General features: G+C 64.5%; 21 protein-coding genes and 1 pseudogene. 13 read left to right on the top strand and 9 right to left on the bottom strand.

Translation table 11 applies throughout. The features are described from left to right. Window positions 1-86: 86 nt before the first annotated feature. Window positions 87-695 (bottom strand): hypothetical protein, encoded by a 609-nt coding sequence (locus tag F3H13_RS08640; protein WP_149798634.1) that lies wholly within the window; start codon window positions 693-695, stop codon window positions 87-89. An 89-nt stretch (window positions 696-784) separates the two neighbouring features. Here F3H13_RS08640 and F3H13_RS08635 point away from each other — a divergent pair, with 89 nt between their 5' ends. After that, window positions 785-1,933 carry an acyl-CoA dehydrogenase family protein gene (locus tag F3H13_RS08635; RefSeq protein ID WP_149798633.1) on the top strand — a complete coding sequence of 383 codons (1,149 nt, stop codon included), beginning with the start codon at window positions 785-787 and terminating at the stop codon, window positions 1,931-1,933. Window positions 1,934-1,985: 52 nt separating this feature from the next. On the opposite strand, the gene F3H13_RS08630 is transcribed toward F3H13_RS08635, so the two are convergent. Then, window positions 1,986-2,576: a hypothetical protein gene (locus tag F3H13_RS08630; RefSeq protein ID WP_149798632.1), complete on the bottom strand. Its 591-nt coding sequence runs from the start codon at window positions 2,574-2,576 to the stop codon at window positions 1,986-1,988. Between the two features lie 147 nt (window positions 2,577-2,723). Between F3H13_RS08630 and F3H13_RS08625 the strand changes: the two genes are divergently transcribed. Continuing rightward, window positions 2,724-3,230 (top strand): halocyanin domain-containing protein, encoded by a 507-nt coding sequence (locus F3H13_RS08625; protein WP_149798631.1) that lies wholly within the window; start codon window positions 2,724-2,726, stop codon window positions 3,228-3,230. Between the two features lie 287 nt (window positions 3,231-3,517). Here F3H13_RS08625 and F3H13_RS08620 read toward each other — a convergent pair whose 3' ends face one another. The 3 genes and pseudogenes from F3H13_RS08620 to F3H13_RS08610 all read right to left on the bottom strand — a co-directional run bounded on the left by F3H13_RS08620 (window position 3,518) and on the right by F3H13_RS08610 (window position 6,045). Beyond that, window positions 3,518-4,243, bottom strand: coding sequence for a DUF5518 domain-containing protein (locus F3H13_RS08620; protein ID WP_149798630.1), 726 nt, complete (start codon window positions 4,241-4,243; stop codon window positions 3,518-3,520). Window positions 4,244-4,393: 150 nt separating this feature from the next. Then, window positions 4,394-4,787 (bottom strand): annotated as a pseudogene (locus F3H13_RS16355) (transposase); the annotation flags it as partial. Window positions 4,788-5,625: 838 nt separating this feature from the next. After that, entirely contained in the window at window positions 5,626-6,045 is a 420-nt protein-coding gene (locus F3H13_RS08610) for a DUF4260 domain-containing protein (RefSeq protein ID WP_149798629.1), read from the bottom strand. Between the two features lie 600 nt (window positions 6,046-6,645). On the opposite strand from F3H13_RS08610, the gene F3H13_RS08605 reads away from it, so the two are divergent. The 3 genes from F3H13_RS08605 to F3H13_RS08595 all read left to right on the top strand — a co-directional run bounded on the left by F3H13_RS08605 (window position 6,646) and on the right by F3H13_RS08595 (window position 9,414). Beyond that, window positions 6,646-7,287, top strand: a complete 642-nt coding sequence (locus tag F3H13_RS08605) for a hypothetical protein (RefSeq protein ID WP_149798628.1) — start codon at window positions 6,646-6,648, stop codon at window positions 7,285-7,287. Window positions 7,288-7,376: 89 nt separating this feature from the next. Beyond that, on the top strand, window positions 7,377-8,057 hold the full coding sequence (locus F3H13_RS08600; RefSeq protein WP_149798627.1) for a helix-turn-helix domain-containing protein: 681 nt from the start codon (window positions 7,377-7,379) through the stop codon (window positions 8,055-8,057). Between the two features lie 304 nt (window positions 8,058-8,361). Next, complete coding sequence (locus F3H13_RS08595; protein WP_223174398.1) at window positions 8,362-9,414, top strand: ATP-binding protein; 1,053 nt, start codon at window positions 8,362-8,364, stop codon at window positions 9,412-9,414. Window positions 9,415-9,541: 127 nt separating this feature from the next. On the opposite strand, the gene F3H13_RS08590 is transcribed toward F3H13_RS08595, so the two are convergent. Then, the gene (locus F3H13_RS08590; RefSeq protein WP_149798626.1) at window positions 9,542-10,288 is read right to left on the bottom strand and encodes a DUF4097 family beta strand repeat-containing protein; all 747 of its coding nucleotides are present in this window, start codon (window positions 10,286-10,288) and stop codon (window positions 9,542-9,544) included. Between the two features lie 298 nt (window positions 10,289-10,586). On the opposite strand from F3H13_RS08590, the gene F3H13_RS08585 reads away from it, so the two are divergent. The 4 genes from F3H13_RS08585 to F3H13_RS08570 all read left to right on the top strand — a co-directional run bounded on the left by F3H13_RS08585 (window position 10,587) and on the right by F3H13_RS08570 (window position 13,897). Further along, on the top strand, window positions 10,587-11,612 hold the full coding sequence (locus F3H13_RS08585; protein ID WP_149798625.1) for an ABC transporter ATP-binding protein: 1,026 nt from the start codon (window positions 10,587-10,589) through the stop codon (window positions 11,610-11,612). Then, window positions 11,609-12,463 (top strand): ABC transporter permease subunit, encoded by an 855-nt coding sequence (locus F3H13_RS08580; RefSeq protein WP_149798624.1) that lies wholly within the window; start codon window positions 11,609-11,611, stop codon window positions 12,461-12,463. Before F3H13_RS08585 ends, F3H13_RS08580 begins: the two co-directional genes overlap by 4 nt. 207 nt (window positions 12,464-12,670) lie before the next feature. Continuing rightward, entirely contained in the window at window positions 12,671-12,853 is a 183-nt protein-coding gene (locus F3H13_RS08575; protein WP_149798623.1) for a hypothetical protein, read from the top strand. 270 nt (window positions 12,854-13,123) lie between these two features. Continuing rightward, window positions 13,124-13,897 (top strand): CPBP family intramembrane glutamic endopeptidase, encoded by a 774-nt coding sequence (locus tag F3H13_RS08570; RefSeq protein WP_149798622.1) that lies wholly within the window; start codon window positions 13,124-13,126, stop codon window positions 13,895-13,897. A 418-nt stretch (window positions 13,898-14,315) separates the two neighbouring features. On the opposite strand, the gene F3H13_RS08565 is transcribed toward F3H13_RS08570, so the two are convergent. Beyond that, window positions 14,316-14,849 carry a hypothetical protein gene (locus F3H13_RS08565; protein ID WP_149798621.1) on the bottom strand — a complete coding sequence of 178 codons (534 nt, stop codon included), beginning with the start codon at window positions 14,847-14,849 and terminating at the stop codon, window positions 14,316-14,318. A 157-nt stretch (window positions 14,850-15,006) separates the two neighbouring features. Between F3H13_RS08565 and F3H13_RS08560 the strand changes: the two genes are divergently transcribed. The 3 genes from F3H13_RS08560 to F3H13_RS08550 all read left to right on the top strand — a co-directional run bounded on the left by F3H13_RS08560 (window position 15,007) and on the right by F3H13_RS08550 (window position 16,940). Continuing rightward, window positions 15,007-15,282 carry a cytochrome C oxidase subunit IV family protein gene (locus F3H13_RS08560; protein ID WP_149798620.1) on the top strand — a complete coding sequence of 92 codons (276 nt, stop codon included), beginning with the start codon at window positions 15,007-15,009 and terminating at the stop codon, window positions 15,280-15,282. Between the two features lie 161 nt (window positions 15,283-15,443). Continuing rightward, window positions 15,444-16,103: a thiaminase II gene (tenA, locus tag F3H13_RS08555; protein ID WP_149798619.1), complete on the top strand. Its 660-nt coding sequence runs from the start codon at window positions 15,444-15,446 to the stop codon at window positions 16,101-16,103. An 87-nt stretch (window positions 16,104-16,190) separates the two neighbouring features. Continuing rightward, a complete protein-coding gene (locus F3H13_RS08550) occupies window positions 16,191-16,940 on the top strand; it encodes a GNAT family N-acetyltransferase (protein ID WP_149798618.1) in 750 nt (249 codons plus the stop codon). 33 nt (window positions 16,941-16,973) lie between these two features. On the opposite strand, the gene F3H13_RS08545 is transcribed toward F3H13_RS08550, so the two are convergent. Next, complete coding sequence (locus tag F3H13_RS08545; protein WP_149798617.1) at window positions 16,974-17,966, bottom strand: NAD-dependent epimerase/dehydratase family protein; 993 nt, start codon at window positions 17,964-17,966, stop codon at window positions 16,974-16,976. 59 nt (window positions 17,967-18,025) lie between these two features. Next, window positions 18,026-18,166, bottom strand: a complete 141-nt coding sequence (locus F3H13_RS16205; RefSeq protein WP_188128035.1) for a hypothetical protein — start codon at window positions 18,164-18,166, stop codon at window positions 18,026-18,028. A gap of 78 nt (window positions 18,167-18,244) precedes the next feature. Between F3H13_RS16205 and F3H13_RS08540 the strand changes: the two genes are divergently transcribed. Further along, the gene (locus F3H13_RS08540; protein WP_149798616.1) at window positions 18,245-18,724 is read left to right on the top strand and encodes a DUF7575 domain-containing protein; all 480 of its coding nucleotides are present in this window, start codon (window positions 18,245-18,247) and stop codon (window positions 18,722-18,724) included. The last annotated feature ends 1 nt before the right edge of the window (window position 18,725 follow it).

The following is an 18,725-nucleotide window of genomic DNA, read 5'->3' as shown; positions in this document are numbered from 1 at the left end:
CGCGGCGACGCCTCATAAGTCGTCGGCTCGCGGGTGGAGGCGCGGTCGCCGAAGCGGCCGGGTCCCGCGCCCCCGACGGGGCGGAGTCACGCGGTTCCGTTCGCCCACGTGCGCTCCGGGCCGCCGCCGTCGAGGAAGCGGGCGCACTCGGTCTCGAGCGATCCCTCGGCAACCCCGGAACAGCCCACGTACTCGCCGTTCTCCAGCCAGAGGACGCGCGTCCCCTCGTCGCCGAACGAGAGCGGTCCGGACGAGCGCGGCTCGTACGAGAGGCGCACCCGATACTGGATCCCGACGCGACAGTCGTCGCTCCCGTTCGCCGTCGGGTCCGAGTCGGCGCGTTCGTCGGCGGCGGCCGAGTCGATGTACACGCGGAACGCGCTCAGGCGGGCGCCGCGCGGCGAGGTCCGCTCGGTGGCGACGGAGAGGTTCGCCGCCGCGTCGCCGGTCTCGACGAACCCGACCCGGTCGACGGAGCCGCCGCCGGTCCGGCTCGACGCGTACGTCGCCACGTCGTCGGCGCAGCCGACGTCGAGCCGCTCGACGGACTCCACCGACAGCCGCGGCGGTTCCGATTCGGCGCCGATACCGGCGATCCCGTCGGCGCCGGCGACGTCGGCTATCGCGACCGCGCCGAGCGCGACGGCCGCGACGAGGGCGACCGCGAGGACTACCTGCTGAGGGCGGAGGGCCATACGCGCCGCGTGGGCCCCCGTTCGGGAAAAGGACGCGGTTGTTCACGGTCGTTCGCATCGTTTATGCCCGCGGGTCGCAATTCTTGCCCATGGACTTCGAGGTACCCGCCGAACACCGGATGATACGCGACACCGTCCGGGAGTTCTGCGAGGAGGAGATAGCGCCCGTCGCTCAGGAGATCGAGGACGAACATCGCTTCCCCGAGGAGGTGTTCGAGTCGCTCGCAGACCTGGACATGATGGGCGTCCCGGTCTCCGAGGAGTACGGCGGCCTCGGCGGCGACCAGCTGATGTACGCCTTGGTCACGGAGGAGCTCGGGCGCGTCTCCGGGGGGATCGGGCTCTCGTACGCCGCGCATACCTCGCTGGGCGCGAAGCCGATCGAGCTGTTCGGCACGGACGAACAGAAAGAGAAGTGGCTCCGCCCGCTCGCGGAGGGCGAGGGGCTCGGCGCGTGGGCGCTCACGGAGCCCGGCAGCGGCTCCGACGCCTCCGACATGGACACGACGGCCGAGTACGACGCCGACGCGGGAGAGTACGTGCTCAACGGCACAAAGCAGTTCATCACGAACGCGAACGTCGCCAACTCGATCCTCGTGAAGGCGGTGACGGACCCCGAGGCCGGCTACGACGGCATCTCGACGTTCATCGTCGACCCCGACGCGGACGACGGGTTCGAGGTGACGACCGTCTGGGAGAAGATGGGGCTCAACAGCTCGCCCACCTGCGAGATCGCCCTCGACGAGGTGCGGATCCCGGAGGACCGGCTGCTCGGCGAGGAGGGCGAGGGGTGGAAACAGACGATGAAGACGCTCGACGGCGGCCGGATCTCCATCGCCGCGCTCTCGGTCGGGCTCGCGCAGGGCGCCTACGAGGCCGCGAAGGGGTACGCGGGCGAGCGCGAGCAGTTCGGCAAGCCGATCGCGAAGTTCGACGCGGTCCGCGACAAGGTGGTCCACATGCACCGCCAGATCGAGCGCGCCCGGCTCCTCACGCACCGAGCGGCGACGAAGTACGACGCCGGCGAGTCTGTCACCCGCGAGTCGGCGCTCGCCAAGCTCGACGCCAGCGAGGCGGCCCGCGAGGTTGCCGAGGAGGCGGTCCAGACGCTCGGCGGCTACGGCTACACCACCGACTTCGCGCCGCAGCGCTTCTACCGCGACGCGAAGCTGATGGAGATCGGCGAGGGGACGAGCGAGATCCAACACGTCGTCATCGGTCGCGAGCTCGGCCTCTAACCGGTCGCGTTCGACGCCTCAACCGTCCGGCGACCGATCGGACGACTCCGTCTCAGGGGAACTCGATCAGGTCGTCGTCGACCGCGCACAGACTCTCCGCGAGCCGCGAGCCGTCGGGGACCGCCCGCCGGAACGGCTCGGACCCGAATTTCGCCTCGCCGTTGACGGAGACCAGCCCGAGGCCGGCGGAGTCGCCGTCGAGGCCCGTCAGGAACGCGATGGTGCGGACCGCAGGCACGTCGCCCGCCCGCGCATCCGGGTCGACGGAGCCGTACAGCGTGCGGTTCGTCGCGACGTGGTGGACGCAGGTCGGCGTCGGCGCGAAACACAGCAGGTAGCGGGCGCCCGGCTCGGTGCGACCGAGTTTGGGGCGGAGCGCGTGGCGCTCGTCGGCGTGGAAGTACCGCTCCATGCGGCGGTACTGCCGGAGGACCTCGTTCGCGCCGGTGGCGCGGCGAACCGCGGCGTCCGCCTTGAGCTCGATCACGCGGTCGACCGCCTCGGGCGTCCGCGTCCGGACGAACAGGTCGACGACTCCCTCCCGACCGTCGGCGTCGTACGGCTCTTCGAGCCGGATCGCCGGCGACTCGGCCGTCGCCTCGTAGTGTTCGACGAGTCGGGTCGCCAGCGCGTCTTCGCGCATGCGTTCCGCGACGTCGCGGAAGGCGATAAACCCCGCTCTCGGTGTCGGGGCGGGGGGACCGTCGACCCGCCACATAGCGGCGCGGAACGTTCCTGCGAACCGAAAGCTATCACGGGGTTTGTAAGGCCTCGGCCCCTACATGAGCTGATGTCTGATAAACTGTCCAGACGGCGGTATCTCGCCGGAACCGGCGCCGCGCTGACCATCGGCACGCTCGCCGGCTGTTCCGGCGGCGGCGACGGTGGCGACGGATCCGACGGCGGCGACGGCGGGAGCGCCGTCGACGACGTGCCCAGCGAGATCGACGAGTACCTCTCGGACGCCCGCATGTACGAGGGAACGATCATGGACCTCACCGGACAGGACGAGGTCACCGTCGAGGTCGGCGCCGGCGACGTCGGGTTCGCCTTCTCGCCGGCGGCGATCCGCATCGACTCCAGCACAACCGTCGTCTGGGAGTGGACCGGGAACGGCGGCGCGCACAACGTGGCCTCGGTCGAGGGGTCCGAGTCCGACTTCAACAGCGGTGACTCCGTCTCCGAGGAGGGGGCCACCTTTGAGCAGTCCTTCGACAACACCGGAATTCAGCTGTACCAGTGTACGCCTCATCAGGCGAACGGGATGCTCGGCGCGATCGAAGTCGTCGAGGCGTAAGCGGCTCTCGACGGTCGGTCCGAACACGGTTTTTTCGCCCGCAACTCCGCGTTCACGGATACACGGAGCGCACGGCTTCACCGGTGAGCGAACCCACAACTACTCGTGACGAACGAGATTGAGGAGTCCGACACCCCGACACCAGCCGTCGAGAGGGTCGTGTGCGTATCGCTACCTCGGAAGGCGGTCGCCGGCTGCGGGCTTCACAATAGTCTCCGAAGGAAAATTGTCACGAGTTCGCGCGTCGATGAGACGCGGGTGGTTGCCACTCGAGACTGACGGCTCGTCTACTCGGCGTCACTGAACGCGTCGACGAACGACGGGTGGGTGCCCAGGTAGGCGCCGAGGACGCTCAGGCCGACCATGTACGACACAGAGATCATCAGCGAGACTGCCAGGGTAGCGACGATGATCGCCGTCAGCCCCGTGGCGCTCCCGAGGAGACTCCAGATGACGACCGCGAACACGGTGACGACCGGGACGGTGGCGAACAGGCCGGCCAAGCCGCCGGTTCGGACGGCACTGCTATCGGATCCACGGTTGAGGTAGCCGGAGACCCCGCCACCGATGACGGGAGAGAACGGCACGAACGACGCGACGATCGTGACCATCGCCCCGAGGATGGCGTTTCCGGTCGTGCTCGGCGAGACGATCCCGGTCGCGTCGAAGCGGCGTCGCGCGCGGGTCTGGAACCCGAAGAACGCGATACCGGCCACGACCAGCATCACGCCGGTTAGTGTCAAGCTGACTCCGCTTCCCCAAATGAGGGCGTAGACCGCGTCGATCAGTTCCAGGTCGCTCATCTCGGTCGACGTGATCCGTCCGGAAGCTACCCAAGACGCGACTCGGTCGACGTCCGCGAACCCGGCGAGGAGGTATCCGGCAGCTCCGAAAATCCCTCCAACGAGCACGAGGAACGACGAGATGGCCACGTCGAGCGTTCTGCTCAGCGGCTGCGCCTGCTCCTCACGGTTCTGTACGACTGTCTCCTCGTCAATTATTGCTGAGGACATAGGGTGGATACGATCTGTACGGACACATAGCTCCCGCCGTATCCATCCGTGCCTTATACGTTGAGACGGCTCTGTTGAATTCGCAGACGGCGACTGGACTCACTGTTTAACGGCCTGTTTGACGTCGTAGACTGCGGCGGCGAGCATAATCTAACAGAACTGACAATACCATGCTTACCCTCGGACGGCGCCGCCGTCCGAGCGCTTGATCACCGAGTTCACGGTATCACACACCGATCGCTGGTTGTAGAGATCATGGTTGGTCCGGGCGTTTTGCGCGCGATCGTACGGCGCGAAGATGGCGGTGCTCGATCAGCGGTCGAACGCCTCCTGCGCGAAGTTTCTCGCAGAAACTCATATGGTCGTAGCCCTCGTCGGCGCCAAGGGTCCGCAGGTCGCCTTGCGGAACGCAGGCGACCTGCGGGCCGAGATTCGTCTCGTTGGGCCACTTCGAACCACGACGAACGTCGATAACCGCACCCTGCGCGGTGTCGACGAGAAACGCGGCTTTGACAGTCTGTGTCTCACGGTCACGCCGCTTGAGAGAGGCGTCTCAGCCTCGGACAAGCGGGAATGTCATGCGACCCGTTGCAGTTCGGGAGTCTCGACCAACAGGACTGGGCTCGCTCAACTCCGCCTCAAAATCGACGGTAAGTTCCTCGGCGGGGTGGCTGGATAGTGGATTGAGGATGAAACCGAGGTGGATGTTCGCTTCGCCAGGGGCGCTTGAACGCCCTGCGGACGGCTTACCGAGGTCCTCGGCCTCGATAACCGTCCAGCCGGTGGGATCTCTATCGAGGGTGAATGTCGGGGTGTCCCCGGTTGTCGGCGAGCGGAGGTAGATGTTCGCGTCGAAAACGCTCCTATCGACGGGGGGTGCGCGGAGACGCAGGCTCAGGTGATCCGTAACCAGTCCCTTCCGGTGGTGGACCACAACGCTGAACGGGATCCACTCAGGACCAGATTCGGGGGTGGCAGGGAGGGGTACGTCCTGACGAAGCATGAAAGACACATCGGGATCCGCTTCGTCCCCGAACACGAGGTGGCGTTCCCGACCATCCATCTGGGTCAGTTCACGCTGTGCTCCGAAGCTCGGTTCGGACCGAATCGGACTCAATCCCTGACACCCGGCCAGAGCGAGCGTTACGACTGCCGCTGTTCCGGCGAGGAATTTCCGCCGCCCAGGGCCGCCTGAATCGTGGTTTGGACTCCTCTCAGTTCGAAGTTCACTCCGTGAATACGACTGTCGAGTCATACTACGGATACGCGAGTCGAGAGCATGACTTCGTAGTGAGAACTGATAGCAAACACCCCCTTAGATTGAGTATCACCGGACATTCCACGGACGCCCACTAACGGTACGGGTCCCTGAGATCGGGCCCCTAGTCGTTCCTGGCGGAGACGTGTTCAACGCGGTCCGTGACGGGTTCGGCGACTGCCGCGGCGTGGTTGTCCTCGTGGGCCAAATGGCTGTGCTTGAATCCAGTCGGGTATTTCAACCCGTAGCCGAACGCACGGTCCATCCCGATGTGGGCCGCCCAGATGAGCGAAACCCACACGACCGGCGTCAGTCCCGTGACAAAGCCGACTGCCCCGAGTGAGACCGGAGCAACGTAGGTGTGGAACGCATTGTAGAGGCGGCTCCCGACACGGGCCCCCGCGAGATAGCCGAGCATCGAGAGGTCCGGGGCGAGCGCGAGTACCACGAATAGCCACACCGGCGCCCCGAGCGTAAAGTACGCCGCGGTCGCAACACCGAACAGGGCAATTCCCTCGAGACGAAGAACGGTTCTCGGATCCATGAGAACAGGACCCTCGACAAGAGCATAAGATGATATGAACGTATGTTAGCACGGCTTTGTCGACATCGTAACAGAGAGCGATATCTCACACGGGCGTGCGACTGTTCTCGGGCGTACAGATACTCCAGTAGAGATACTATATCAGACGATCAGGTGTGGAATACGTTAATCTCGTCTGTGACGTAGCCTTTGACCGAGGAATAGAGATAACATGATAGAAAACAGACAAACGGTATGTAAGAGGTGTGGTGGCCCAACCGGCGTCACCGATGTCCTCGTAACGCATTCTCTCTCTGACCCGCTGGTCGTCTCCGAATGCGTTCGCTGTGGGTCGATCGTCAGGATTGGCGCTCACCAGTGGTAGGGTCGCAGCTCCACTGAGCGGCTGATTATACCAGACTACACATCACCCGCGAATGGGTACGGCGAAAAGGTGTTGACGTTCGACCGCATATATAGTAGGTCGTATCAATGCCCAATCCTCACCTTCAAACGGCGTCCGCATGCGGAGATTCAAGGCTTGAACTCGTAGCCTGGGGGTATACACCTCCGAATTCGACTCCGAACAGAGTAGATCCGTGACCGCCGGGCAGGGTATTGATGGCCCATAGGCTGGCGAGCGGTAGCCGGGTACACCCCTCGACTATCGCGTGGTTCGGTATCGGTGCGGTCATTGGAGCATTCTGCTGGACTGCCGCATCGCTGCTGGAGCCCGTCGTGTTCGGTACTAGACCGTACGACGCGACCGTGTTCGACGTCTTCAGGCTCCTGGGTTGGACGCTGATAATCGGTGGGGCGGTTGGAGTGCCAGCTACACTCGGCGACCGGTACGGGCGAATTGGCCGAGTCGGCCTCGGTGTGGCAACTTCCGGGATGGTTCTGATCGCAGGGCTGTACGTTCGGGCCGTCGCTGTGTTGGTGTCGGCCGGCTTCCAAGCGGTCCCCGCAACCGGAGAGAACACCCTGGTTCTCATTGCTGCATATGGGGGCCATAGCCTCGTGGTCGTCGGCGCCGGCCTGCTCGGAATCGCCCTGTGGAGGGGGCCCGATCGCCCGGCGATCACGGCTGTGCTTCTCGTATCCGCAGCCGTGCTTCCAGTGGGGATGCTCCTCCCCGTCGACGTGCTGCCGGCGGTGCTTCGAACGCCGTTGCTACGGCCCAACAACCTCCTCGTGCCGTTCGGAGTCGCCTGGGCAGCCCTCGGCGTCCTCGTTCACCGTCGAGCAGGCCGACGGGACTAAGTCGCTCGTCCCGTGGCGACCGCCTCGGCTCGAATGGCCCGACACTGGTTCCCGAACAGTTATTCTGTCCCGTTTAGAGTTGTTACTCTATGAGCATATTTGGGGAGTTCCGCGTGCCTCCAAGCGCCCTCGCTCTCTCCGAGACGTTCGATGCTGAACCGACGACGGTCGTCGAGATCGACCGTCTCGTCGCCTCGGACATGGAGTCCCTGACCCCGTATTTCGTCGTCTCGGGGGTATCGAACGCGGCCTTCGAAACCGCCGCCAGTGCGGACGACTCGATCGACACCCTCCGGCGGATCCAAGACGCCGAGACGCGAACGATGTACCGCGCGACGTGGGGGGACCACGTCGAATCCCTCGCCCAAGAGTACACGAGCGAGGGAACGTCAATCCTCAAAGCCAGGGGAGACGCCAGCGGGTGGGACCTCCGAATCCGATTCGACGGTCAGGCGCAGATCGGCGAGTTCACCCGGTACCTCCGTGACCACGGGTTCTCGTTCGACCTGGTACGGCTCCACGAGATGACCGACGCCAAGACCGGTAGCAGATTCGGGCTCACCCCAAAACAACAGGACGCACTCACGACGGCCTGGCAGATGGGATACTTCGATCTTCCGCGAGAGACGTCGATGGCGGCCGTGGCCGAGGAGTTGGGTATCACGCCGCAGTCGCTCTCCGACCGTCTACGCCGGGCCCAGCACACGCTCATCGGTGACACGCTACGTGCGGCGACGCCCGTCGATCGAGACAGTACCTTCGGTAACTGAGTGAGGTTTCAGACCTGGAGAATCGAGTCGTAGCCCGGTCAGCAATAGATACGAGCCACCGGTGACGGCTTCAAGAATTAAACGGCCGGTTCTGTTGAAATCTCCTGTCGCTGACAATATCGGCGTGGGAGATACGGAGGATACAGTCATCACGAGACCCGCGTCATTTTCTCAGATGAATCCTGAATCAGCCGATAGAATGTATCTAAACATGTTTCAAAGAATTTCAGGGGTGGTCTGAATATGAATTTAGCAGCATGGTTATCAATGCTCCGGGACGTAATTGTTCTCAAGGAGACATTCTGTGAATGATATCTCAATTGGACTACCAGTATCGGGGCTTAACGCTCTACCCGCAGAATTAGCTATCTTGGATTCGGAGGGGACGATTGTCCTGGTAAATGAGGCTTGGGAGAGGTTTGCTGACGAGAACTATGGGCGTGACCCGGAGTACTGGGTCGGTGACAACTATTTGGAAGTGACTGAACAGGCGGGGGAAGGAGGAGCCGCAGGCGATGTTCTTGAAGGGTTACGGACACTGTTAGATGGGAACACGGAATCGTTTCGCGTTGAATATCCGTGCCATTCTCCAACCGAACAACGATGGTTCATAATGTATGCCGCAGAATTCGAACATAACGGAGAACAGCATGTTCTTGTGAGTCATCATAATATCACTGACCGAAAGTTGGCTGAAATGCAATCAAATGCCCGAGCAGAACAACTCCATTCTTTATTTGAAGTTCTGACTCACGACATTCGCAACCCGCTGAATGTTATTGATGGATACACCGAAATGCTTGCTGCTGATTTGGGTGATGTCGATGAACTCAACAAAATAAGACGAGCAGCACAACGAATTACAGAGATCATGGAAGCAACGTTAGAGTTCACGAAGACTGATGCGCTCACAGAAGTAGAATCACTTGAATTGAAGGAAATAGCCCGTGAGGGATGGAAATCAGTTGCAACAACCGACGCCACGCTCTCCGTCATAAGCTCGAAACAGATACTTGGAGATCGGAGGCTCTTGTTACAATTATTCGAGAACCTCTTTCGGAATGCGATAGAACACGCCGGCAACGACTGCACAGTGACTGTCGGTCCGCTTGGAACTGGGTTCTATATTGAAGATAATGGAAGTGGGATTCCACAAAACATACGTGAGAAAGTAACTGGGGCAGATTTCTCTACCCGTGGAACTGGCGGATTAGGACTCCCGATCGTACAATCAATAGTTACTGCCCATGGTGGCAACCTATTGATTACAGAAAGTTTCGAAGAGGGCGCTCGCTTCGAAATCACAGACATGGATGTCGCTTCCGATTATCCAGAGCATGTCGCTAATGGTGGCTGATTACCCTGTATTGATCGATCGCTCCCTCCCGTAGATCTGTCTCGGTTCGTACCACATTCGCGCCCTGTATTCAGCACAGTTTCTCCAAGCTATCAGCGATTGAGGATTTCAACAGACCCAACCGACCCTATTCGCCTCGAATCGTTCGCAGGGAGACGTCGCCCACGTCGCTGAAGACGTGGACGCGGGAGCCGCCGGCGTTGAGCCGGCCGGAAACCCGCCCGCCCCCGGACTGAACTCCGGTGAGCGGGAGGTCGGAGTCGACGCCGGCGTTGGACTCGGCTACCACGTCGAGGTCCAGCGTCTCGGCGATGCCGACGACGACGTCACCCATCTGGGTACCGATCTCGACGTCCGTTCGGAGGCCCGCGAGATCGACTTTGATCTGGCCGAGTTCGGTTCGGACGCGGTCCAATCCCGCTACGTCGTCGGCGAGGATCGTTCCGAGTTCCGACTCGAGGGTGAGGTAGCCGTCGGCGCGCGCGGCCGTCACGTCCCCCAGATTCGTTCGAGCGACCGTGTCGCCGCGAGTGTCGAACAGGGCGACGTTGCCGAGCCGAGAGGAGATCGAGGAGACGATCGGTCCGGCCGTGCCCTGTGGGACAGTAATCGATACGTCCGTCCCCGGCGAGGAGCGGGTGAACCACGTCGCGTCGTCGTCGAGAGTCGTTTCGACGGTGAGAACGTCGCCCTCGACCCCGATCTGAACGGTGATGTCTTCGAGGCCCCGAGCTCCGGCGACCGATCGCTTGAGAACGCGAACCCCTATCTCGTCGGTGTTCACCGCTCGCACGGTGGCGTCACCGATGGCGTTGACGACCCGTATCTCCTGAACATCGGCCGGCGCGAACGTAGCTGTAACGGCCTCTGTCACCTCGTCCCGCAGGAACGGGCCGCGAGCGAGACAGCCGGACAGCGATCCGACGGCTACAACGGCTCCGGTACCGAGGAACGCGCGGCGGCTCACGGACTGTGGATCCGATAGGTGGGCTCGAGTACTCATCTCACCCGAGTATACGACGAGGATCGGCTGATGATTGGTGCCGTACCCATCCGGTAATTAAATAATCGGTCGACGGCCGCCATCTGCGTTGGTGAAGGCACGGAGTATATAAAAGGCGGATAGGTACGGCGAGCACAATCTTGCGGCCGCTTCCCGTATTGAGCGCTGTATGAGTCAGCTTGATGAACAACGCGGCAAGCGTTCTGACGGAATCGCGATCGAGCTCGTCGGACTGAACAAGCGGTACGGCGACGTCACCGCGCTCGACGGCGTCTCCTTGACAGTCCGCGAGGGAGAGATCTTCGGCTTCCTCGGCCCCAACGGCGCCGGGAAGTCGACGACGATCGACATCCTCCTCGACTTCGTCCGTCCCTCGGCAGGGACGGCGACCGTTTTGGGGTACGACGCACAGACGGATTCGCTGGCGGTGCGACAGGCGGTCGGGGTACTCCCGGACGGCTATCACCTCTACGATCGGCTGACGGCCCGACAGCACCTCGAATTCGCGATCGCCTCGAAAAGCAGTGACGACGATCCCATCGAGCTGCTGGAGCGCGTCGGAATCGCCGACGCGGCCGACCGAAAGGCCGGTGGCTTCTCGAAGGGGATGAGACAGCGCCTCGTCCTCGCGATGGCGCTCGCCGGCTCGCCGGAGCTGCTGATCCTCGACGAGCCGTCGACCGGGCTCGATCCGAACGGAGCACGCGAGATGCGCGACATCATCCGCGCGGAGCGCGACCGCGGGGCGACGGTGTTCTTCTCGTCGCATATCCTCGAGCAGGTCGAGGCGGTCTGCGACCGCGTCGGAATCCTCCGAAACGGGGAACTGGTCGCCGTCGACACCATCGACGCGCTTCGGGACGCCCTGGGGACCGACGCTCGACTGGTCCTCACGGTCGAGTCGGTGACCGACGACATGGTCGGCGCGGTCGCTACCCTTCCGGACGTGACCGGCGTCCGCGCCGACGGTGAGCGTCGCCTGACCGTGTCGTGCGCGTCGGACGCGAAGTCGGCGGTCATACGCGCCGTCGAGGCGGCCGGCGGGACCGTCGTCGACTTCGACGTCGAGGAGACCTCCCTCGAAGAGATGTTCGCGGCCTACACGACGGACGAATACCCGGCTACGAACAGCGAAGGCGAGGGGGATAGCGGGCTCGTGACTCCCTCGGCCGACGGCGAGGAGGTGCGCGCATGAGCTGGGCCGTCGTCGCTCGGAAGGATTTCCGGGACGCGCGGCTCTCGAAGGCCCTCTGGGCCGTTACCGCCGCGTTCGTCCTCCTCTCGGCAGGGCTGGCGGTCCTCTACGCTACAGTCCCGGAACTCAGCCAGGACATCGGCGAACTGAGCACCCTCGGCTACCTGACGCTCCTGCTGGCCGTGATGACGCTTTTCGTCTCGGTCGCGGCGATCGTCATCGGTGCGGGAGCGATCGCCGGCGAACGCGACCGCGGCTCCAGCAAGCTCCTGTTGGGCTTTCCCCACAGCCGCGCCGACGTGGTTCTCGGGAAGCTCATCGGGCGCACCGCGGTGCTCGCGGTCGCCATCCTCGTCGGACTCGCCGTCACGCTGGCGGTGATCGTCGCGCTGTTCCCGACGTTCTCGCCGGTCGACTACGCGATCTTCGCCGCGGTTACGCTCCTGTTTGCCCTCGTGTACGTGGGGATCATGGTCGCCGTCTCCGCGACGACCGGGAGCGGCGGGCGGGCGATGGCGTTCGGGGTCGGCGTGTTCATCCTGCTCGAGTTCCTCGGCGATCTCCTGGCTCCGGCGGTCATGTTCGTCGTGAACGGGTTCTCTTTCGGCGGACTCGAGACGGTACCGGGCTGGTACGCGTTCCTCAACGTCGTCACGCCGTCGGCCGCCTACCAGAACGCCCTCGGATGGTTCCTCGGTGACGGTACCGCGGCAGCCCTGACCCTCGGCGGAATGCTGGACGGCCCGGTTCCGTTCTACCTCACGGGATGGGCCAGCGTCGCCGTGCTTGTGCTCTGGCTCGTCGTTCCGCTGGCGCTCGGCTACCGCAGCTTCGCCGCCGCAGACCTCTGATCGGATCGGCCTGCTTTCACTCTCGTATTCGCGCTGCCCAGATGGCGTCCCGGTTCCGTGACCCGCCGATTAGCGTAGATTGACATCCCCCTCCGGCTGAAGCCGGTTGTAATTGATGCTTTCGGCGTTGTGAGACGGGATTGATCTGAGAGAGGGGTTAAGCTTGACTGTGAAAAGAGTTAACGCGAATTCGGTTGAGTGTTCTCTATGAATCTCCGGCGCAACCTCTACGTGGCCGCGTTTGTCGGGGCGTCGTTGTCGTACATTTTCAACGTCCTCGCCTTCACGGGCACGTTCGACGTATTTCGTTGGTTCGTGTTCGCCGTTATCTTCCTTGGATTCACGTATGGATTCGAGAAGTTCATCGGTTGGCAAACTGGCTCGGCTTGATGTTCGCTGCTGACCACATCCCCTGTACTGAGCGATTCACTACCGGAAAAGCGAGGCGTGACTTCTCTGAAACGCGCGGTAATCTCGGATAGTTTCAAAAGTACGAGTCGAAGCGACACGATTCCGCGGTCTGGTCGCACCGTCGTGAGTTCCAGATCACGATTGACGTATTTAAGACACGGACTGGTACGGCGTACCGCTTCACTACTGATACTCACATAGTCAGAAGCAAGCGAAACAGAAGCGTCGCGTCTCTTCGCTGCGTTCCTCATGTCCACTACTATCCACAGTCAGGCAGACGCACAGTCCCGCGGTATCGATAGCCCCCGACGGGCGATTCTCGTCGCTCTCGGGCTACTGTTTGCCGCAGCTATTCCCCCGTTAGCGATCGTTGAGGGCTTCAAGCTCGTACAGGCGCAGTTCGGGTACGGTGGAGACCTCGCGGTCACGTTTGTCGGCGGAGGTCTCCTCGCGACGATAGCGATCGGCCTGATCGGCGTTGCGTACCACCGCCTCCGACCGGTTACCGTCCACGTGCCGCGACGGCTCCCGACGTTGCGCGAGGGCGGCTGGGTCGTCGCGGGTATCGCCATCTCGTTCGTCGCCGCGATCCTGATCGGCGTCGGGATGCAGGTACTCAATGTAGTACCACCAACCAACTTCAGTGCCGCTGCGGCCGCTGAACGGCCGGTTTTAATCTACGGCCTAGCGATCGTTGGCGCGCTGTTCATCATCGGCCCCATCGAGGAGTACTTCTACCGGGGGATCGTTCAGGGCCGACTCCGCGAACAAATGGGGCCGGTAGCGGCCATCGCCATCGTTTCCGTCGGCTTCGCGCTGGGACACGTTCCGAGCTACTGGATCGGCGGATCGGATCTCCTCTCGCTGGGCGTTTTCTTCGCCCTCCTGAGCATCGCCGCCGGATCGGTCGTCCTCGGTGCGATCTACGAGCGCACGCGAAACCTCGTCGTGGTCATCGTAATTCACAGCCTGATCAACGCGATCAGTTTCAGCTTGGCGCTGCTCGCCGCGCTCGGAGCGTGATCGGGAGATAAAACCGAGGTATTTCCAATCGTGCCCGGGGCAGTTGTACGTCGGTGTTCTCGCGGCGATGCTGGCGTTCGGCGTGCTCGCCAGGCCCACGGTCGAGACGCTGGCGCCCGGTCTCTCCGTCATCGGTATCCGTGTCGTCGTCAGCTGGCTGTTCGTCGCACTCGTCGTCGGCTTGGTCGCCTGGCTGGGCTGGTGGCGGAAGGTCCGGCTGACTGCGCCGATAGCGTCGGGCGGTCGCCGGTATCTCCTCGCGTTGGCCGCCCTGTTGCTCATCCCGCTGGGAGCAGCTCTCGCGCTCGCGCCGGCACCACTCGCGGTTCCGGAGTTTACCATCTACGACGGACAACCCCTCTCCACGGCCGGCGTCGTCGCGCTCGTCGGCGTTGGGTTCGCCCTCGGCGCGGCCGTCTCAGTCTCGGGGTACCGACGAGAGGAACGACCACCGGACGTCGACGATCCGGTCGTGTTCGCTGGTGACCGTCGGCCGCGCGAGGTGGTCGTTAGCGTTGGCGCCGATCTCGGCGAGCCGCGACAGCGCCTCCTCGAGCGTGCGGTCCGAGCGCTTCACGGCGGAATCGCGTTCGTAGGGGGCGTCGATCGGGTTCGCCCGCGAGTTCGAGATCGCGATCGCGTCGGTGAGCTCGCCGCCGATCGCGTGCGGCGGCTGGTGGAAGTGCCAGTCGCCGACCGTGAGGAACAGCCAGACGTCGCCGTTGATGGCGTGGTACTCGCCGGTGACGCCGTCGGCGTCGTACGCGACGACCCGCGAGAGGACGGCGGTCTTGAGCCGGTAGAGGGCGTCCTTCCGCGCCGAACGCACGTTGCTCTCGGTGACGTCGCCGCGCTCGTAGGCAGCGGTGGCCTCGTCGGCGAACTGCTTGGCGACCTTGTTGACGACGTACAGCGATTCGAGCAGGTCGTCCGTCGGTTCGAGCGGAGTCACGGAAGGTACCCGTCGCGTGCTGCGACTGAAAGCGACTGCGGCCGTCGCGCGGATATGCGTTTCGGGATCCGAACCCCGCTTCCGGTCCGTTCGGTGTTGACGACGGGGGGTTCCGGATGGTTAATTCTTTAAGCGCCGGGACGAAGTGGGAGGTAAGATGGCGCACGACTCCGTAAAGCTGTATACGGCGATATACGTCGCCCTTCTCGCAGCGGCGACGCTGAACTTCCTCCTCTTCGAGTCGACCATCGTCGAGTTCACGTACGCGCAGGCGCTCGGCGGCACGCTGGTGATCGCGACGGTCAAGACCCTGCTCATCGTCGCGTACTTCCAGCACCTCCGGTGGGAGAACCGCTCTTTGACCTACCTGATGGGGCTCGCGCTCGCGCTCACCATGCTGCTGATGGCGGCCGCGACGTACTCCATCTCGTAGCGACCCGCGTTTCTCCGGCCGCTTTTCCGCGGCGCGCCACCGCCACTGCGACCCCGCTTCCTCCTGTTTGACGTTCGTCCCTGGGCCGCCGGCTCGCCACCGGTGTATTACTAGGTGATATTAGTTAGTTATATCCGGGCGCGGAACGAGCGGCAGACGAGATGGGATTCAGCGACCGTCTCCTCGAAGCCGGATCGGAGGTATGGGACGCACAGAAGGAGCACCCGTTCGTCGTCGAACTCGCGGACGGCACCCTCGACGAGGCGGCGTTCCGTCACTGGGTGAAACAGGACTACCGGTACCTGCTCGATTACGCGCGCGTCTTCGCGGTCGCGGGGACGAAGGCCGACGACGAGGAGACGACGCGGCGGCTCATCGGAACCGCGCACGGCACGCTCGCCGACGAGATGGACCTCCACCGGTCGTTCGCCGCCGACTACGGGCTCTCGCCCGCGGACCTGGAGGCCGTCGAGAAGGCGCCGACCTGCGCCGCGTACACCGACTTCCTCGTCCGGACGGCCCACGAGGGCTCCGTCGCGGAGATCGCGGCCGCCGTCTACCCCTGCGGACAGGGCTACCTCGACGTCGCCGACCACATGGCGGCGCTCGCGACGGCGGACCACCGGTACACCCCGTTCATCGAGAAGTACACGAGCGACGCGTTCCGCGAGACGGTCGCGTGGATGCGCGACCTCGTGGACCGGTACGGGGAGGCGTACCCGGGCGAGCGCGACGCCATGCGGGCGGCGTTCCTCCGGAGTGCCCGCCTCGAACACGCGTTCTGGGAGATGTGTTACACCCGGGAGACGTGGACGGTGTGAGGACGGAGACGAACCCGGAGCCGACGCCCGTTGCGCGCGGTGGAAATCCCGACCGAGTTTTTAGTAGTCGGAGTGATATCTGCCCACATGGACCTACGTGCCGCAACCGCCGAAGACGTCGACGCGGTCCGGTCGGTCGCCCGCGAATCGCTCGTGGCGTCGTACGGACACGCCGTCGACGAGGAGCTGTTGGACGAGGCCGTCGAGGAGTGGTACGACGCCGGCGACCTCGGCGACGACGTCGACGACGACGACGCGGTGTTCCCGGTCGCCGTCGTCGACGGCGTCGTCGTCGGCTTCGCGGAGAGCTACGTCGTCGGCCGCCGCGAGCGCGTCGGCGAGATCGACTGGCTCCACGTCCACCCGGACCACCGGGAGTCGGGCATCGGCTCCGCCCTCCTCGAACGCGTCGAGTCCGCGCTCCGGTCGGCCGACGTCGACCGCATCGAGGCGCGCGTGCTCGCCGACAACGAGGCGGGCACGGCGTTCTACGAGCGCGAGGGGTACGAGCTCGCCGGCGAGCGCGACGTCGACATCGGCGGCCAGACGTTCGCGGAGCGGGAGTACCGGAAGCAGGTCGGCCGGCTCACGGGTATCTCCGAGGCGATCTACGAGACCGAGGAGGGCGAGGCAGTCCACGTCGCGTTCGACGAGAGCGACCGCGGCTCGCAGGCCCCGTTCTACGTCGCGTACGCCGACCCGGACCACGGGCGACGCTACGGCTACCTCTGTGGCAACTGCGAGGGAACGGACATCGCGATCGACACCATGGACCGGATGGAGTGTCGCGACTGCGGGAACCGCCGGAAACCGACGCGGTGGGACGCGGCCTACTGACGTCGTTCGACCCCGCCGCCGCGACTGTTGTATTTAAAGGGTCTCTTTCACGCCGATGACGCGTTCCTCGGCCTCGCGGCCGGGGTCCCACTCGCTCCCGTCGCGGTCCGACTCGCGGTGTTCCTCGACGGTCCGTTCCATCGCCTCGTCGACCGGCGTCGACTCCCAGCCGAGGTCGGCGAGCGCGCAGGTGTCGAGCAGGTGCGGGTACTCGCGGTAGAGGGTGAAGTCGTCGGGTTCGAGCCCGCCGGCCGCCAGCGCGTCCGCGCTCGCCGTGACGAACTCGCAGTCGACGCCCGCGACGTCGGCGATCGTCTCCAGCGTCTCTCGCAGGGTGAGCGCGCGCCGGTCGCCGACGTTGTACGCCGCGCCCGGATCGCCGCGCTCGGCGACGATCCGCAGCGCGCTCGCGACGTCCTCGACGTACGCCCGGTGCCAGAGGTTCTGCCCGTCGCCGGGGACGACCACGCGGTCGTGCGAGAGCACGCGGTCGATCCAGTAGTCGAGCCGCTCCGTGTAGTCGTGCGGGCCGTAGACGATACACGGGCGGACGGCCATCGCCGCGACGCCCTCCTCGGCGGCCGCGAACACCGCGCGATCGCCCTCGGCCTTCCGGTTGCCGTACGTCGCGCCGGAGTCGTCGGTCGCCTGCGCGTCGGTACACGGCTCCAGCGGCGTCTCGCCTTCTCGCTTGGGAATCTCCTCGGCGGCGTAGCTGGAGCCCGACGAGATGTACACGTAGCCGTCGACGTCGGCGAATATCTCGGTCGCGGTCTCCACGTCGGCCGGCTGGTAGGCGACGCAGTCGATGACGATATCCGGGTCGACCGACAGCTTCGCGGCGCGCAACGCGGTCTCGTCTTTGCGATCGCCCTCGACGTGGGTCACGCGGTCGTCGCCCGTGAAGGGGTTCTCGTGGTTCCCCCGGTTGAATATCGCGACCTCGTAGTCGTGTGTCAGCAGTTCCTCGACCGTGTGTCGACCGATGAAACGCGTCCCGCCGACGACGAGCGCCGAGTCTGTCATACCCGGGATCGGTCGAGCGAGGTGAAAAGCGTGGCCGAACCGGAACGCGACGGGCCGGCTCAGTCGTCGTCGCGGGGACCGTCGCCGCGCCACCGGCGGTACAGGAGGTACGCGACCCCGAGGCCGATCCCCCAAGTCCCGACGCCGAACATCGCGACCGCGACTCCGGAGAGGAACTCGCCGAGCGGAACGCCGAACATACCCGAGTTCGGCGCGTCCGCCACATAAACGCTCCGAGAGGGGGTAGCTTCTCGGGCCGGGAGGTCGTACGGCCGCGCATGACTGAACGCAGTCGCCGGCGACCCTGGCTCGCCGCCCTGCTCGCGCTCGTCGTCTCCGGGCTGGGCCACGCGTACCTCCGCCGATGGGCCCGCGCGCTCGGCTGGTACCTGGCCGTCACCGCGGCCGTGGTCGCGTTCGTCCCCGAGTCCGCCATCTCCGGCGCGTTCGCCGGCGACCCGCCGGCGGTCCGAGAGGTCGCGCCCGCCGCCGCTGTCGTCGGCGCCAGCGTGATCGACGCCTACGTCGTCGCGCTCCGAAACAACCGGGCGTACGAGCGGGAACGCGGCGAGACGGGCGCGACGGACGCCACGGACTCGACTGACGACGGGACCGCGAATACGACGACCGCGGCCTCCGCGGAGACGACGGCCGGAGACGGGACGGTGCGCTGTCCGGCGTGCGGCAAGGAGACGGACCCCGCGGTCGACTTCTGTCAGTGGTGTGCGGAGCCGCTGGGCGATGCCGACGGCGCGTGAG

Origin of the sequence: Halorubrum xinjiangense, from assembly GCF_900102375.1 — an archaeon.
Lineage (GTDB): Archaea > Halobacteriota > Halobacteria > Halobacteriales > Haloferacaceae > Halorubrum > Halorubrum xinjiangense.
Note: the sequence above shows the minus strand (reverse complement) of the source record. Positions and strands in the feature narration are given on the sequence as shown.